The sequence below is a fragment of the Azospirillum sp. P4_B5 genome (assembly GCF_056402275.1).
This window is the reverse complement of record NZ_JBFUHT010000022.1, coordinates 1-15,269: the sequence shown is the minus strand read 5'-3', so window position 1 is coordinate 15,269 and position 15,269 is coordinate 1. Positions and strand designations below refer to the sequence as shown.

Annotated in this window: 15 protein-coding genes; 12 read left to right on the top strand and 3 right to left on the bottom strand. The window is 70.5% G+C overall.

All coding sequences use genetic code 11. From position 1 onward, the window contains the following. Positions 1-8 precede the first annotated feature (8 nt). From AC1DVI_RS18035 to AC1DVI_RS18015, 5 genes are all read left to right on the top strand, one after another. Complete coding sequence (locus AC1DVI_RS18035) at positions 9-1,238, top strand: Zn-dependent hydrolase (RefSeq protein ID WP_476959130.1); 1,230 nt, start codon at positions 9-11, stop codon at positions 1,236-1,238. 145 nt (positions 1,239-1,383) lie between these two features. Further along, complete coding sequence (locus tag AC1DVI_RS18030) at positions 1,384-2,445, top strand: histone deacetylase family protein (protein WP_476959129.1); 1,062 nt, start codon at positions 1,384-1,386, stop codon at positions 2,443-2,445. After that, positions 2,442-3,989, top strand: a complete 1,548-nt coding sequence (locus tag AC1DVI_RS18025; protein ID WP_476959128.1) for an acetolactate synthase large subunit — start codon at positions 2,442-2,444, stop codon at positions 3,987-3,989. The genes AC1DVI_RS18030 and AC1DVI_RS18025 overlap by 4 nt, the downstream gene beginning before the upstream one ends. 56 nt (positions 3,990-4,045) lie before the next feature. Then, complete coding sequence (gene kce, locus AC1DVI_RS18020; protein WP_476959127.1) at positions 4,046-4,990, top strand: 3,5-dioxohexanoate:acetyl-CoA acetone transferase; 945 nt, start codon at positions 4,046-4,048, stop codon at positions 4,988-4,990. A 179-nt stretch (positions 4,991-5,169) separates the two neighbouring features. Further along, a complete protein-coding gene (locus AC1DVI_RS18015) occupies positions 5,170-6,108 on the top strand; it encodes a DMT family transporter (protein WP_476959126.1) in 939 nt (312 codons plus the stop codon). Here the strand turns inward: AC1DVI_RS18015 and AC1DVI_RS18010 are convergent. Beyond that, complete coding sequence (locus AC1DVI_RS18010) at positions 6,074-7,159, bottom strand: LacI family DNA-binding transcriptional regulator (RefSeq protein WP_476959215.1); 1,086 nt, start codon at positions 7,157-7,159, stop codon at positions 6,074-6,076. The genes AC1DVI_RS18015 and AC1DVI_RS18010 overlap by 35 nt on opposite strands. Positions 7,160-7,293: 134 nt before the next feature. Here AC1DVI_RS18010 and AC1DVI_RS18005 point away from each other — a divergent pair, with 134 nt between their 5' ends. The 7 genes from AC1DVI_RS18005 (at position 7,294) to AC1DVI_RS17975 (ending at position 14,842) form a co-directional block, all read left to right on the top strand. After that, positions 7,294-8,349: a TRAP transporter substrate-binding protein gene (locus tag AC1DVI_RS18005; protein ID WP_174444299.1), complete on the top strand. Its 1,056-nt coding sequence runs from the start codon at positions 7,294-7,296 to the stop codon at positions 8,347-8,349. A 39-nt stretch (positions 8,350-8,388) separates the two neighbouring features. Beyond that, positions 8,389-10,278 (top strand): TRAP transporter large permease, encoded by a 1,890-nt coding sequence (locus AC1DVI_RS18000; RefSeq protein ID WP_476959125.1) that lies wholly within the window; start codon positions 8,389-8,391, stop codon positions 10,276-10,278. A 44-nt stretch (positions 10,279-10,322) separates the two neighbouring features. After that, a complete protein-coding gene (locus AC1DVI_RS17995) occupies positions 10,323-10,862 on the top strand; it encodes a VOC family protein (RefSeq protein WP_476959124.1) in 540 nt (179 codons plus the stop codon). A gap of 8 nt (positions 10,863-10,870) precedes the next feature. After that, a complete protein-coding gene (locus tag AC1DVI_RS17990; protein ID WP_476959123.1) occupies positions 10,871-12,142 on the top strand; it encodes a ribulose-bisphosphate carboxylase large subunit family protein in 1,272 nt (423 codons plus the stop codon). Next, positions 12,139-13,455 carry a four-carbon acid sugar kinase family protein gene (locus AC1DVI_RS17985; RefSeq protein ID WP_476959122.1) on the top strand — a complete coding sequence of 439 codons (1,317 nt, stop codon included), beginning with the start codon at positions 12,139-12,141 and terminating at the stop codon, positions 13,453-13,455. The genes AC1DVI_RS17990 and AC1DVI_RS17985 overlap by 4 nt, the downstream gene beginning before the upstream one ends. A gap of 181 nt (positions 13,456-13,636) precedes the next feature. Continuing rightward, positions 13,637-14,368 (top strand): helix-turn-helix domain-containing protein, encoded by a 732-nt coding sequence (locus tag AC1DVI_RS17980; protein ID WP_476959121.1) that lies wholly within the window; start codon positions 13,637-13,639, stop codon positions 14,366-14,368. 99 nt (positions 14,369-14,467) lie between these two features. After that, the gene (locus AC1DVI_RS17975) at positions 14,468-14,842 is read left to right on the top strand and encodes a response regulator (protein ID WP_476959120.1); all 375 of its coding nucleotides are present in this window, start codon (positions 14,468-14,470) and stop codon (positions 14,840-14,842) included. A gap of 9 nt (positions 14,843-14,851) precedes the next feature. Here AC1DVI_RS17975 and AC1DVI_RS17970 read toward each other — a convergent pair whose 3' ends face one another. Continuing rightward, entirely contained in the window at positions 14,852-15,034 is a 183-nt protein-coding gene (locus AC1DVI_RS17970) for a hypothetical protein (RefSeq protein WP_476959119.1), read from the bottom strand. An 86-nt stretch (positions 15,035-15,120) separates the two neighbouring features. Continuing rightward, on the bottom strand, positions 15,121-15,269 hold a 149-nt coding region (locus AC1DVI_RS17965; RefSeq protein WP_476959214.1), incomplete at its 5' end, for an HU family DNA-binding protein.

The window sequence follows — 15,269 nt, the reverse complement described above, 5'->3', positions numbered from 1 at the left end:
TAGCGACCATGTCTGACCTGCGCATCGACGGCGACCGCCTGTGGCGGACCTTGATGGACCTCGCGACGATCGGCGCGACGCCGAAGGGCGGCCTGTGCCGGCTGGCGCTGACCGACCTCGACCGGGAGGGACGCGACCTCTTCGTGCGCTGGTGCGAGGAGGCCGGCTGCACCGTGACGGTGGACGAGGTGGGCAACATCTTCGCCCGCCGTGCGGGCCGCAACCCCGACCGTCCCGCCGTCTGCATGGGCAGCCATCTGGACACCCAGCCGACCGGCGGCCGCTTCGACGGCATCTACGGCGTGCTGGCCGGGCTGGAGGTCATCCGCAGCTTCAACGACCAGGGCATCGAGACGGACGCCCCCATCGACCTGATCGTCTGGACCAACGAGGAGGGCGCGCGCTTCTCCCCGCCGATGCTGGGCTCCGGCGTGGCGATGGGCGTCTTCACACTCGACCATGTGCTGGACATCCGCGACACCGACGGCGTCCGCCTGGGCGACGAACTGGCGCGCATCGGCTACAAGGGCAACGTCCCGGTCACCGGCCACGCCATGGGCGCCTATTTTGAGGCGCACATCGAGCAGGGTCCGGTGCTGGAGGCTGAGAATGTCGAGATCGGCGTGGTGACCGGCGCGCAGGGCCAGCGCTGGTACGAGGCGACGGTGACGGGCCGCGAATCCCACGCCGGGCCGACGCCCATGCGCCTGCGCCGCGACGCGCTGGCCGGTGCCGCCGTGATGATGGAGGCGGTGGAGGCCATCGCGCTGGAGGTCGGCGGCGACGCCTGCTCGACCATCGGGCGTGTCCAGGTCCACCCGGACTCCCGCAACGTCATTCCCGGCCGCGTCTGGTTCACCATCGACCTGCGCAACCCGTACCCCGACGCGCTGGCCCGCATGGACGCGATGCTGCGCGAGCGGCTGGCCGCCATCGCGGACAAGCGCGGCCTGACGTTGGAGTTGACCGACTTCTGGGCCTTCCCGACCACGCCGTTCGCGCCGGAGCTGGTCGGCCATGTCCGCCGCTCGGCGGAGCGGCGCGGCCTCAGCCACCGCGACATCGTGTCCGGGGCCGGCCATGACGCGGTCTATGTCGCGCGCAAGGTGCCGACGGCGATGATCTTCATCCCCTGCGAGAACGGCCTCAGCCACAACGAGGCGGAGAACATCAAGCCCGAACACGCCGCGTCCGGCTGCGCGGTTCTGGCCGACGCGGTTCTGGCGACGGCTGGGTAACGTTCATTTTTCCCCTCTCCCCTCTGGGGAGAGGGCCGGGGTGAGGGGGTTGCGCTTTTGCCGAACGGTCCGACGCGCACGTCCCCCTCACCCTAACCCTCTCCCCAGGGGGGAGAGGGGATCAAATCACTCCGGGAGCCTGTCCATGCGCTATGTCTTTGCCGAGGCCCAGTTGCGCCATCGACCGCCGACCTTCCTGGTGCGCGGCCAGCCGAAGCCCTCGCCGGAAAAGGCGGAACGGGCGGAGGCGCTCGTCGGCTCCCTGCGGGCGCGCGGCGTGACGGTGGAGGAGCCGCCGTCCTACGGCGCCGGCCCGCGCGCGGCGGTCCACTCCGCCGATTACCTGCGCTTCCTGGAAACCGCCCACGCCCGCTGGTCGGCCCTGCCCGACGCGTCTGAGGTCATCGTCCCCAACATCCACCGCAACACCGACATGGCCGAGTATCCCACGGGCATCGTCGGTCAGGCGGGCTGGCACATGGCGGACACCGCCTGCCCGATCGGCGCCGGCACCTGGGAGGCGGTCTGCGGCGGCGCCGACACGGCGGTCCACGCGGCGCTGATGGTGGCGAGCGGTCGGGAGCGCGCGGCCTACGCCCTGTGCCGTCCGCCGGGGCACCACGCGTCCCGCGACATGGCCGGGGGCTTCTGCTACATCAACAACGCCGCCGTCGCCGCCCAGGCGATGCTGCCGGTGCTGGCCCAGCAAGGCCGCGCGCCGCGCGTCGCCGTCTTCGACGTGGACGTCCACCACGGCAACGGCACGCAGGCGATCTTCTACGAGCGCGACGACGTGCTGGTCGTGTCGATCCACGGCGACCCCAACAACTTCTACCCCTGGTTCGCCGGATACGCGCACGAGCGTGGCAAGGGCCGCGGGCTGGGCAGCAACCTGAACATCCCCCTGCCCATGGGCACCGAGGAATCCACCTTCCTCGACGCGGTGGACGGGGCGCTGACCCACATCGCCGCCTTCGGGCCGGAAGCGCTGGTGCTGTCGCTGGGCTTCGACACCTACGTCGGCGACCCGCTGGCCTTCTTCAAAGTGACGACGCCGGGCTTCGCCACGCTGGGCCGCAAGATCGCCGGCGCCGGCCTGCCGACCGTGGTCGTGCAGGAGGGCGGTTACGATTGCGACGCGCTGGCGGTGAATCTCGCCAGCTTCCTGGACGGTTTCGAAGGCGGGCTCACGGAGGCGGCACGATGATCGGCGCGGAAATTCTGGTCCGGACGCTGGTGGCGAACGGCGTCGACACCTGCTTCGCCAACCCCGGCACGTCGGAGCTGCACGCTCTCGCCGCCTTCGACAGCATGCCCGGCGCGCGCTGCGTCCCGACCCTGTTCGAAGGGGTGGCGACGGGGGCGGCGGACGGCTACGCCCGGATGACCGACCGCCCGGCGGCGACGCTGCTGCATCTCGGGCCGGGGCTGGCGAACGGTCTCGCCAACCTGCACAACGCCCGGCGCGCCTGCGTGCCAATGGTCAACATCGTCGGCGACCACGCGACGTGGCACCGCGGCGTCGACGCACCGCTGACCTCCGACGTGGAAGGCTTGGCGAAGCCCATGTCGGCCTGGGTGCACACGGTGCCGAACGCCGCCTCGGTCGCCGCCGACACAGCGGAGGCCATCCGCGCCGCCCTGACTCCGCCCTGCAGCGTGGCGACGCTGATCCTGCCGTCGGACTCCTCCTGGGACGACACAGCGGCGGTGGAGCCGACCATCGTCGAGCCGCCGGCCCCCGCCGCCCCGGACGCCGACGCCCTGCGCGCCGCCGCCGACGCCCTGCGCGGCGGCGAACGGGTGGTTGTCCTGCTGAACGGCCGCGCCACGCGGGCGGAGGGGCTGGCGCTGGCGGGGCAAATCGCAGCCGCGACCGGCGCCAAACTCTACGCCCACACCGGCGCCACCCGCATCGAGCGTGGGGCCGGCCGCGTGACGGTGGAGCGTTTCCCCTACCCCATCGACCTCGGCATCGCCGCGCTGGCCGGGGCCAAGCACGTTGTCCTGATCGGTTCGGGCGAGCCGGTCGGCTTCTTCGGCTACCCCGACAAGCCCAGCCGTCTGGCGCCGGAGGATTGCCGCATCCACAACGTCGCCCCGCCGGGCAGCGACGCCCTGGCCGCCCTGCGCTGGCTGGTCGAGGCGGTGGGCGCCGCCGGGACGCCCGTTCCGGTGCAGCCCCTCGCCCTGCCCGAACCGGCGACCGACGATCTCACCGCCGACAGAGTCGGGCAGTCCCTGGCGGCGTTGCTGCCGGAAGGCGCCATCGTGGTGGACGAGGGGATTTCCTCCAGCCCCATGGTCTACACGGCCTGCGCCGGGGCGCGCCCGCACGACTGGCTGACCATCACCGGCGGGGCCATCGGCATCGGCATGCCGCTGGCGCTCGGTGCCGCCATCGCCTGCCCCGACCGCAAGGTGGTGACGCTCCAGGCGGACGGCAGCGGCATGTACACGCTCCAGGCCCTGTGGAGCCAGGCGCGCGAGCGGGCCAACGTCGTGACCATCGTCTTCGCTAACCGCCGCTACGGCATCCTGCAATGGGAGCTGGGCAACCTCGGTTTCCGGGACATGGGGCCGAACGCCCGAAACTGCACGGAGCTGGGCCGCCCCGACCTCGACTGGGTGGCGCTCGCCCGCGGCATGGGGGTGGAGGGCGGACAGGCGACCGACTCGGAGAGCTTCAACCGCCTGCTGACGGCCGCCTTCGCCCGCAAGGGTCCCTTCCTGATCGAAGCGGTGATCTGACGAACAACAACACATCCCGCGCGCCCTCAAGGGGCGCGGGGGATAAGGGAGGACACATGACCACGCCCAAGAAGAGCGCGCGCAAAGTCATCATCACCTGCGCGGTCACCGGCTCGATCCACACGCCCAGCATGTCGCCGCACCTGCCGGTGACTCCGGACCAGATCGCGGCGGAGGCCATCGCCGCGGTGGAGGCCGGGGCGGCCATCGTCCACCTGCACGCCCGCGACCCGGAGACCGGCCGTCCCACCCAGGACCCGGATCTGTTCCAGCGCTTCCTGCCGCGCATCAAGCAGGCGACGAAGGCCGTGGTGAACATCACCACGGGCGGCAGCGCCGCCATGACGGTGGAGGACCGGCTGCGCCCCGCCGCGCAGTTCCAACCGGAAGTCGCGTCGCTCAACATGGGCTCGATGAATTTCGGCCTGTTCCCCATGCTGAACCGCTTCACCGAGTTCCAGCACGATTGGGAGCGCACCTATCTGGAGAACAGCCGCGACCTCGTCTTCAAGAACACCTTCAAGGACATCGAGCACATCCTGAAGACCTGCTCCGGCAACGGGACGCGCTTCGAGTTCGAGTGCTACGACATCTCCCACCTCTACACGCTGGCCCATTTCCTGGACCGCAAGCTGGTGACGCCGCCGCTGTTCGTGCAGTCGGTGTTCGGCATCCTGGGCGGCATCGGCGCGCATCCGGAGGACGTGATGCACATGAAGCGCACCGCCGACCGGCTGTTCGGCGACCAGTATGTGTGGTCGGTGCTGGGCGCCGGGCGCAACCAGATGCCCATCGCCACCCAATCGCTGGCGCTGGGCGGCAATGTGCGCGTCGGGCTGGAGGACAATCTGTGGGCCGGACCAGGCCGCCTCGCCACCTCCAACGCCGAACAGGTCGCCATGGTCCGCAAGCTGATCGAGGGGCTGGCGCTTGAGGTCGCGACGCCGGACGAGGCCCGCGCCATGCTCTCCCTGAAGGGCGGCGACGCGGTGACGTTCTGACCGGAGTTTCCGCTCGATTGACCCCTCTCCCCTCCGGGGAGAGGGTGGCCCTCAGGGCCGGTGAGGGGGATGCGCTTTTGCCGGACATACCGCCGAGCGCAACCCCCTCACCCTAACCCTCTCCCCGGAGGGGAGAGGGGAAATGAAGAGCTTCCACCCCACACCCGGAATCCCATGCCATGATAAGCCGCGCTCGGGCGCTGGATCTGTCGCTGGTGGGCCTCATCAGCGTCTGCTGGGGCCTGAACTGGCCCGCCGTCAAGATCATCCTCACCCAGATCCAGCCCTGGACGCTGCGCAGCCTGGGCTTCGCCGTGGGAGCGGCGGTGCTGTTCGCCTACGCGCGGTCGCGCGGGGAATCGCTGGCCGTGCCGCGCGGACAGCGCTGGCCGCTGGTCGCCGTCGCCCTGCTCAACATGGCGGGCTTCAACATCTGCTCCGCCTTCGGGCAGATGAACATGGCGACGTCCGGGGCCGCCATCATCGCCTACACCATGCCGGCCTGGGCGACGCTGCTGGCCATTCCCATCCTGGGCGAGCGTCCGGGGCCGCGCCAGTGGATGGGGCTGGCCTGCGGGCTGACAGGCCTGGCCGTTCTGCTCGGCCCCGATCTGCTGCGGCTGGGCGCCCTGCCGCTCGGCCCCGCCTTCATGCTGACCGGAGCGCTGAGCTGGGCGCTGGGCAACGTCCTCATCAAGCGGACGGCCTGGACCATGGGGCCGAACGCCATCACCGGCTGGCAGTTCGCCATCTCCCTGCCGGTGGTGCTGCCCTTCGCGCTGGCGATGGACCCCGCCCCGACGCTGGCGCTGGAGCCCCGCGTGCTGGTCGCGCTGGTCTTCCACATCCTGGTGGCGATGGTCGGCGGCTATCTGCTGTGGTTTGCCATCGTGCGGCGGCTGAGCGTCGCTCAAGCCTCGGTCAGCTCGCTGATCGTGCCGGTGATCGGCGTGACCGGCGCCATCGTCGTGCTGGGCGAAACGCCGCCGCTGCGCACCTACGCCGCGCTGGCGCTGATCCTCTGCGCCGTCCTGCTGGTCGTGATGGTGCGCGACAAGCGGCCCGTTCCCACCCCGGCGCCGGTCACGGCGGAGCCGCGGGGGGCAGGTTCTCCCTGAAAATGATCTCGATGCGCGGCGGCTCAACGCCGTGCATCGCCTGCCGGCCCGCGCGCAAATTGGCGAAGACGGCGGCGCAGCTCATCAGGGCGCTGCGCGGGTCCTGGGTGATCACCGCCTCCATCGTGCCGTCGATCAGCAGTGACCGCGTCTCCGGCGTGAAGCCATGGCCGATGAAGACGACCTCGCGCTCCCGCCGCGCCTCCTTCAGCGCGCGGGCCACGCCCTCCGCCCCGCCGCCGATGGTGTAGATGCCGGCGAGGTCGGGGTGGTGGCTGAGCAGCGTCCGCGTCTGCCGGTAGCTCTTGGCCTCGTCGTCGTGGGCCTCGCGCAGCCCCACCACCTCGATGGCCGGCGCCATCTCCTTCAAAATGTTCAGAAATCCCAGCTCGCGGTCCTCGTGCGCGCGGTAGCTGAGGCTGCCGGCGATCATCGCCACCTTCCCCGCCCGCCCGCCGAGGAAGCGCGCGAACAGATAGCCCGCCGTCCGCCCCGCCGCCCGGTTGTCGAGCCCGACATAGGCGGCCCGCCGGCAATTCTGCACGTCGGAGATCAGCGTCACGGTCGGCACGTTGCGCGCCGCCAGCTCGTTCACCGCCTCGCGCACCGCCGGATGCTCCAGCGCCATGAAGGCGACCCCGTCGACCTTGCGCCAGTGCTGGAGCAGGCTGCGCGCCAGCAGGTCGGGGTTGAAGCTCTTGATGAACTCCACCTGCGCGCGAATGCCCAGCGGGGCCAGCGCCGCCTCCGACTGGCGGATGAGCTGGCCGAGCCGCGTCAGGTAGCGGTTCGTCCCGTCCGGCAGCAGGAAGGCCAGCCGCACCGGCTTCGGCCCCAGCGCCGCGCCGATGTCCGATTCCGGAATGTAGTCCAGCTCCGCCGCCGCCTTCATCACGCGCTGCACGGTCGCCGGGCGCACGCCGGGGCGGTGGTTCAGCACGCGGTCCACGGTGGCGGTGGAGACGCCGGACAACCGCGCGATGTCGGCGATCCGCGGCAGTCCACGGGCGTTCTCGAAGGGTGCGGCGACGGCGTCCGCATCATCCTGCATCACGGTTCAAAACCCTCCGATCCCATCAAATCACATCATCATTCGCGTTTGACACCGGCCATTCGCGCACATACCGTCCAACCAACAATCACCGTCGAACATCAAACTACATCAACGTTTCCTGGGAGGAAAGCATGAACCCGCTCTCGCGCCGCAAGATGCTCAAGGCGTTGGCCGCCACTCCGGCGGCTGGAATGGTTGCCGGGTTGGCCGCGGGGGCCGGCACCGCCACACTGATCGGCGCGCCGCGCATCGCCCGCGCCGCCGAGTTCGACTTCAAGTACGGCAACAACCTGCCGCTGACCCATCCGCTGAACGTCCGCTCGCACGAGGCGGCAGAGCGCATCCGCCGCGAGACGAACGGCCGCGTCGACATCCAGATCTTCCCGAACAACCAGCTCGGCGGCGACACCGACATGCTGTCGCAGGTGCGCAGCGGCGGCATCACCTTCTTCACGCCCTCGGCGCTGGTCATCGCCACGCTGGTCCCGGTGGCCGCCATCAACGCCGTCGGCTTCGCCTTCGCCGATTACGGGCAGGTCTGGTCCGCCATGGACGGCAAGCTGGGCGAGCATGTGCGCGGCGCCATCTCCAAGGTCGGCCTGCACGCCTTCGAGAAGATGTGGGACAACGGCTTCCGCCAAATGACCAGCGGGGCCAAGCCGATCCAATCCGCCGCCGACATGGACGGGTTGAAGATCCGCGTGCCGGTCAGCCCGCTCAGCATCGCCATGTTCAAGTCGCTGTCCGCCGCCCCGGCCAGCCTGCAGTTCTCGGAGGTCTACTCTTCGCTGCAGACGCGCATCGTCGACGCGCAGGAGAACCCGCTGCCGATCATCCAGGTCGCCAAGCTGTACGAGGTGCAGAAGTACTGCGCCCTGTCCAACCACATCTGGGACGGCTTCTGGTTCATCGCCAACGGGCGCGCCTGGCGCGGCCTGCCGCCCGACCTGCAGAAGATCGTCTCCACCGCGATCAACGACGCTGGCGTCCAGCAGCGCGAGGACATCAAGGCGCTGAACCAGTCGGTGCAGGCCGACCTCCAGTCCAAGGGCCTGACCTTCAACCAGCCGTCCCCCGACAGCTTCCGCGCCAAGCTCCGCGACAGCGGCTTCTACGGCGAGTGGAAGGGCCGCTTCGGCGACGAGGCCTGGGCGCTGCTGGAAGGAGCCGTCGGCAAGCTCGCCTAAGAAACGGCTGTGAACAACATGGGAAGGGAGGGTGCGGCTTTGTCACACCACGCGACGGCGCTCGACGAGGGCGGCGCCATGCCAGGGGCCGCGTCCGGCGGTTCCTGGACCGATCGGCTGGACCGCGGCCTCGCCGCGACGGTGGAGGGTGCGGCCGCTCTCATCGTTCTGGCCGAGATCGCCATCCTGCTGGCCGGGGTGACGGCGCGCTACGTCTTCCACGCGCCGCTGGTGTGGTCGGACGAGCTGGCCTCGATCCTCTTCCTGTGGCTGTCCATGCTGGGCGCCGTGGTGGCGCTGCGCCGCGGCGAGCACATGCGGATGACCGGTCTGGTCAGCCGCGTCGGCCCGACGGCCCGCACCCTGCTGGAGACGCTGGCGATCACGGCCCCCATCGCCTTCCTGGCGATGATCCTGCACCCTGCCCTGGACTACGCCATGGAGGAGCAGTTCATCGTCACCCCGGCGCTGGAGATCAGCAACGCCTGGCGCGCGGCGGCCCTGCCGACCGGGCTGGGGCTGATGGCGGTGGTCGCGCTGATCCGGCTGATGCGGATGCGCAACCTCCGGATCACGCTCGCGGCGGTCGCGCTGACCGCGGCGGTGACCGTGGCCTTCTGGCTCGCCGGCCCGGTGCTGAAGCCGCTGGGGCAGGCCAACCTCGTCATCTTCTTCGTCGGCGTGGTCGCCGCCTGCGTGTTCGGCGGCGTCCCCATCGCCTTCTCCTTCGCGCTGGCCACCTTCGGCTATCTGGCGCTGACCACCTCGACCCCGCTGCTCGTCATGGTCGGACGGCTGGACGAGGGCATGTCGCACCTGATCCTGCTGGCGGTGCCGCTGTTCGTCTTCCTCGGCCTGCTGATCGAGATGACCGGCATGGCCCGCGCCATGATCCAGTTCCTCGCCAGCCTGCTCGGCCATGTGCGCGGCGGCCTGTCCTACGTGCTGATCGGGGCGATGTATCTGGTGTCGGGCATCTCCGGCTCGAAGATCGCCGACATGGCGGCCATCGCTCCGGTGCTGTTCCCGGAGATGAAGAAGCGCGGCGCCCCTCCCGGCGACCTCGTGGCCCTGCTGTCGGCGACCGGCGCGCAGACCGAGACCATCCCGCCCTCCATCGTCCTCATCACCATCGGCTCGGTCACCGGCGTGTCCATCGCGGCGCTGTTCGCGGGCGGCCTGCTGCCGGCGGTGGTTCTGGGCGCGGCGCTCTGCGCCGTCGTCTGGTGGCGCTACCGCCATGAGGACCTGAGCCACATCCGCCGCCCGCCGGCGTCGGAGATCGCCCGGCTGGCCGTGGCCGCCCTGCCGGCCATCCTGCTGCCCTTCGTCATCCGCGCCGCGGTGGTGGAAGGGGTGGCGACGGCGACCGAGGTGTCGACCATCGGCATCGCCTACTCCACCCTCATGGGCCTGCTGGTCTACCGCCAGTTCGACTGGGCGCGGCTGAAGCCGATGCTGATCGAGACGGCCTCGCTGACCGGGGCGATCATCTTCATCGTCGGCTGCGCCACCGCCATGGCCTGGGGCCTGACGCAGTCCGGCTTCTCCCGCGCGCTGGCCCTGTGGATGGCCGACATCCCCGGCGGCGGCTACGGCTTCCTCGCCATCTCCATCATCGCCTTCATCATCCTGGGCAGCGTGCTGGAGGGCATCCCCGCCATCGTCCTGTTCGGCCCGCTGCTGTTCCCCATCGCCCGCGACGCCGGGGTGCACGAGGTGCATTACGCGATGGTGGTGATCTTCGCCATGGGCATCGGCCTGTTCGCCCCACCCTTCGGCGTCGGCTACTACGGCGCCTGCGCCATCAGCAAGGTCAGCCCGGACGAAGGCCTGAAGCACATCTGGGGCTACGTCGCCGCCCTTCTCGTGGGCCTGATCGTGGTCGCCGCCATTCCGTGGATTTCCACCGGCTTCCTTCCCTACTGAAGCCTTGCCGGTCCCCCCATAACAATAAGATCAGGAGTTCCTTCATGAGCCGATTCTTCGGCCAGATCCGGCAGGCTGGCTACGTCGTCGACGACATCGAGGCCGCCATGGATTACTGGAGCCGCACCCTGGGCATCGGCCCGTGGTTTTACAACGAGCGGGTTCCGATCCGGAACTACACCTACCGCGGGGAGCGGTACGAGGTTCACAACTCGGTGGCGCTCGCCAACTCCGGCCCGCTCCAGATGGAGCTGATCCAGACCCGCAACGACGCGCCGTCGATGTACCGCGACTTCCTGAAGGCCGGGCGCACCGGCCTCCAGCACGTCGCCTACTGGACCGAGAATTACGACGCCGACCTGGAGCGGCTGACCGGCCAGGGCTTCAAGCCGGTGATGAGCGGCGAGGTCGGCGAGAAGGGCCGCTTCGTCTATTTCGACACCGAGTACCACCCCGGCACGGTGATCGAGCTGTCGGAGGTCGCCGGACCGAAGGGCAAGATGTTCGACCTGATCCGCAACGCCTCCCTCGACTGGGACGGCTGCGATCCGGTCCGGCCCTTCCCCGACCTCAGCCGCCTGTGAGTCTCGCCATGCGCTCCGACCGCTTCGAGGCGACCTATCTGATCGAGACCCCGCTGGACCCCGCCAAGGTGGCGGAGGTCATGGCGGGGGAGCAGTCCTGCGGCACCTTCACCCGCGTCCACGGCGAGACGGACGACCTGCGCGCCCGCGCTCGCGCCGTGGTGGAACGGGTGGAAGAGCTGGAACCCGCCGCCTCCCCCAGCCTGCCGAACACGTGGCTGGAGCGGCAGAAGCGGCCCGGACCGTGGCGGCGCGCCCGCGTCGCCATCAGCTTCCCCACCGGCAACGTCGGCGCCAACCTGCCGACGCTGGCCGCGACGGTGGCCGGCAACCTGTTCGACCTGGGCGAGGTCACCGGCCTGCGGCTCGACTCCGTCCGCCTGCCCGCCGCGTACCGCAATCGCTTCGACGCGCCACGGCACGGCGTGGCCGGCACCCGGCGGCTGACCGGGGTGGAGCGCGGGGCGCTGGTCGGCTCCATCATCAAGCCGAACCTCGGCCTGTCGGCGGAGGAGACCGGCGAGCTGGTCGGCACACTCTGCGCCGCCGGGCTGGACTTCATCAAGGACGACGAGATCTGCGCCGATCCGATCCACGCCCCGCTGGCCCAGCGCGTGCCGGCGGTGATGGACCGGGTGCGCCGCCACCAGGACCGCACCGGCAAGCACGTCATGGTCGCCTTCAACATCAGCGACGAGACGGACGCCATGCGCCGCCACGCCGATCTGGTGGAGCGCGAGGGCGGAAGCTGCGTGATGGTCAGCCTGAACTGGTGCGGCTTCTCCACCGTGCAGACGCTGCGCCGTCACAGCGGGCTGGTGTTGCACGGGCACCGCAACGGCTTCGGCGCCCTGTCGCGCCACCCCAGCCTGGGCATCGGCTTCGACGCCTACCAGACGCTGTGGCGGCTGGCCGGGGTGGACCACATGCACGTCCACGGCCTCCAGGGCAAGTTCGCCCAGCCCGACGCGGAGGTCATCGACGGCGCCAAGTCCTGCCTCGCCCCGCTGGCCGAGGGCTGCGACGACGCGGTGATGCCGGCCTTCTCCTCCGGCCAGTGGGCGGGGACGGTGCCGGTGACCTGGGACGCGGTGGGGACGGACGACCTGCTGTTCATGTCCGGCGGCGGCATCATGGCCCACCCGGACGGTCCCGCCGCGGGCGTGGCGAGCATCCGCCAGGCCTGGGCGGCGGTCCGCGAGGGCGTCACCCTGCCGGACGCCGCCACGACCCGGCCGGAGTTGAAGCGCGCCCTGGAGTTCTTCGGGGCGGGCAAGTGACGGGCCATCCGCCGCCCCGGCCCGGCCCCCGTCTGGGCTGGTACGGGGACGACTTCACCGGGGCCACCGACACGCTGGCCACCCTGGCGAAGGCCGGGCAGCGGGCGCTGCTGCTGCTGGAGATCCCCGACGCGGAGCGGCTGGCCGGCCTCGGCCCGCTGGACGCGCTGGGGATCGCCGGGGCGTCGCGCACCATGGACCCGGAAGCCCTGCGGGCGGAGCTGGAGCCGGTGGGGCGCTTCTTCGCCGGGCTCGGCGTGCCGGTGATGCACTACAAGTGCTGCTCGACCTTCGACAGCGCGCCGCGGGTCGGCAGCATTGGGGCGGCAGTGGCGGCCCTGCGGCCCTTCTTCCCCAACCGCTTCCTGCCGGTGGTCGGCGGCCAGCCGAACATCGGGCGCTACTGCCTGTTCAGCACGCTGTTCGCCGCGGCGGGCACCGGCGGGACGGTTCACCGCATCGACCGTCACCCGACGATGAAGGCCCACCCGGTGACCCCGATGACGGAGGCCGACCTGCGCCTCCATCTCGCCGCGCAGGGGCTGGAGGGGATGGGCGCCCTGCACTACCCGGATTACGGACTGGACACCGGGGCGCTGGACGAAAAGCTCGACCGGATGGTGGCGGCAGGTGCTCCCGCCGTCCTGCTGGACATCGCCCAACCGGCCGATCTGGCGCCCGCCGGGCGGCTGATTTGGGAACGGGCACAGCGCTCGCCCCTCCTGGCGGTCGGGCCGAGCGGCGTGGTCCAGGCGCTGGCCACCCAGTGGGAGCGCGACGGGGCGGTCGGCGACGCGCCGCTGGCCGCCGCGGCGGGGCCGGTCTTCGTGCTGGCCGGCAGCCTGTCGCCGGTCACCCGCCGGCAGATCGCCGCGGCGGCCTCCTTCCACCGCATGCCGGCGGACGCGGGCGCCCTGTGCCACGACGACGCCTACCGCGAGCGGCTGCGGAGCGAGATCACCGGCCTCCTGGGCCAGGGCCGGAACGTGCTGGTGTGGACCGCCCCGGCGGAGGGCGAGACGCCCGACACCGCCCAGTCCGCCGCCATCGCCGACGCCACCGCGGACTTTGTCGCCTCGGTCGCCCGCGCGGTGCCGCTGCGCCGCATGGGCATCGCCGGAGGCGACACCTCCAGCAAGGCGGTGAAGGCGCTGGGCCTGTGGGGCCTGTCCTACCGGACGGCGCTCAGCCCCGGCGTGACGGTCAGCCTGACCCACAGCGCGCACCCGCCCACCGACGGCATCGAGCTGATGCTCAAGGGTGGTCAGATGGGATCGGAGGACCTGTTCGAACGGCTGGTCCACGGGGGGTGAGCATCCCTGCTCCCCCTCCGCCCCCCAAGCGTCCGCAATGCCCCCTAGGTAGTCTTACGTACGCAAAGCCCCTTAGGTACAAGACCGAACTGCACAGGGTACCCCGCAGCGCATAACTTCGGCTCATCGAGCGGTTGCCCCACAGGGACGGGCCGCTTCCACGAACGCCGAGGGCCCCGACATGCACGCTCACACCGCCATCGCCGCCCAGCCGACGCGCGTTCCGCACGGCCATCAGGCCGTCGCGATGGCGATGCCGCGTGTCGCCCCGTCCCGTCCCGCCGCCGGCTTCGCCGCCATTGACGCCGACCCCCTGGCCGCCATCGCCCAGTTCCGGGTGTTCGACCGCGAGCAGTCCATCTTCGCCGAGGGCGAGGCTGCCGACGCCGTCTTCCGGGTGGTCGACGGCATGATCCGCCTCTACAAGCTGCTGCCGGACGGGCGCCGCCAGATCATCGGCTTCCTCCAGGCCGGCGACATGGTCGGTCTGGCCTTCGCCGACCGCTACCTCTATTCGGCCGAGGCGATCACCGCCTCCACCGTCCAGCGCATCCCGCGCTGCCAACTCGACGCCCTGCTCGATGCGCAGCCCGCCCTGGCCCGCCGCCTGCTGTCGGTCACCACCTCCGAACTGGTGGCGGCGCAGGACCAGATGCTGCTGCTGGGCCGCAAGTCGGCGCTGGAGAAGCTGGCCAGCTTCCTGCTGGCGCTGAGCCGCCGTGCCGGTGCCGGCCGGGCCATCGCCCTGCCGATGAGCCGCTGCGACATCGCCGACCATCTGGGCCTGACCACCGAGACGGTGTCGCGCGGCTTCACCAAGCTGAAGACCTCGCGCCTGATCCGCATCCTGGACGGCGGCCGGGTCGAGCTGCTGGACGCCGAGGCCCTGGCCGATCTGGCCGAATGCGCCTGAAATCAAGCACGCTGATCACCCTCCGCAATCAAGGGAAATCCATTCGGCCGGCCGCAACGTACCCCTTACTCCCTTTGCGTTGCATTGTCAGGCCGAACCATGGAGTCCGTTCCCCACATCCTCGTGGCCGAGGATGAACGCCTCGAAGCCCTGGCCCTTGCCGACACGCTGGAAGGCCAAGGGCTGCGCGTCACGCTGACCCACAACGGGTTGGAAGCCATCACCGCCCTGGAAAGCGGGCCGGCGTCGCTGCTGATGACCGACCTGCGCATGCCGGTGATGGATGGCAACGAACTGATTCGCCGGACGCGGGCGCGGCGGCCCGCCCTGCCGGTGATCGTCATGACCGCCGACAGCGGCGCGCTCCGGCACCCGGAATCGGACCGGCTGCGCGTCCTCCACAAGCCCTTCAGCTTCCAGGCGGCGATCGGCGCCGTCCGCGCCATGCTCGACCACGCCCGGCCCTTCGGGTAGAGCCCGGGTTCAGTCGTCGTCCTTGGGGGCGGCATTGCGGGGCGGCGGCTCGATCACCGGACCGACCTTCACGCTGCGGGCGGGCAGCGGCACGATGTCACCGATCGGCATGTAGGAGCCATCGGCCAGTTGCTGCGCCGGCTCCCACCGTCCTTCGACCTTGATCCAGCGGTAAACGCTGTTGCTGCTCATGACGTCACCAAGAAATTTGGAAAGACGAAAGGGGCGGCGTTGCCGCCGCCCCTTCATCCAATACAAGGATTGTCCTTGCGGAAGGCTTACTCGGCCTTGCCGTTGACGGCGTCCTTGAGGGCCTTGCCGGCGGAGAACTTCGGCGCCTTGGAGGCGGCGATCTTGATCTCCGCACCGGTCTGCGGGTTGCGGCCCGTGCGCTCGCCGCGCTCGGCGATCTCGAACTGGCCGAAGC